At 46.8% G+C, this 989-nt stretch carries 1 pseudogene; it reads right to left on the reverse strand.

The annotated features are described in order from the left end of the window. Window positions 1-303: 303 nt before the first annotated feature. Window positions 304-989, reverse strand: a pseudogene (locus tag F7Q90_RS25730) (RHS repeat-associated core domain-containing protein); the annotation flags it as partial.

Below are 989 nucleotides of genomic sequence, written 5' to 3' on the forward strand. Positions count from 1 at the left end.
CACCGCTGATTTACGCCCATGTAAACCCTTACGGGATATTTGAACTTGATATGGAAACAAGGTTGCCGATCGAGGTAGTTGCCTGAAAGTTGGCAGTTATCGCAGCTACCCGGTCACTGCCCCTATTTTTACGTGACCAACACTGTCGGAATGAGAAACAAGCAGCGTAAGTAAGTTTTACAGCTACCTTGAAGTACGCCGTTACTCACCGTTCTCCTTCACGGCCATATACAATGGCTACAAATGCGAGCCAATTTGCATTTTTTGTGAGCCGAAATCTGCGCTAATTTCGTTTCACTACATCTAATAATCAAAAAGATGGGGCGGCATTATATTATTTAACCAGTTTACAGGGCCTCTGCTAAAAAACTCTTCATCCGGGAGGTAATGCCCACTACGGACATTCCATTTTGACATGACGCCTTTATGAAAATGTAGTTCGCCAGCAATGTATACATTGTGCGGCACATATTTCCCCGAGGAATTTAGATATTGCGCAATGGAGGTATGCCCTTTAACCTCAGAATCCAAGGCAATCCTTATTCTCTCTGGTTCATCTGTTCTGTTAACAAAGAGGTATTTACCATCCGGGACTAATTTTTCATTGTTATTGACACTGTTTATTAAAACATATTTGTTATTTTGGCCAGGTGACTTGTGAAGGAAAAATATTTTATTTTCTGATATATGGCCTTGGAATGCTATTGCCGATAACTCATCCATATTCGCTGTAGCCCATAGCTTTGCCGCCACGGGAGCTCCGCGCCCTGACAGCCCCGTTTCTAGTATATTCCCCAGTCTCTGTCTGGTTCCTTCCGTTACCTGCATGATTGTCTTGGCTCCTTTAGATGCAATTGGCAGCCCGGCCGCCATGCCCGCGATTCCGGTGGCCATGGACACCCAGCCCAGCACCGACGACGCCTGTGGATTGCTGTCCTCGGTTGCCCCGCTGGCTATCCCCGTCGCGTCAGCCAGCAGACCCATACCGC

Source organism: Pantoea stewartii subsp. stewartii (assembly GCF_008801695.1).
GTDB classification, from domain to species: Bacteria; Pseudomonadota; Gammaproteobacteria; order Enterobacterales; family Enterobacteriaceae; genus Pantoea; species Pantoea stewartii.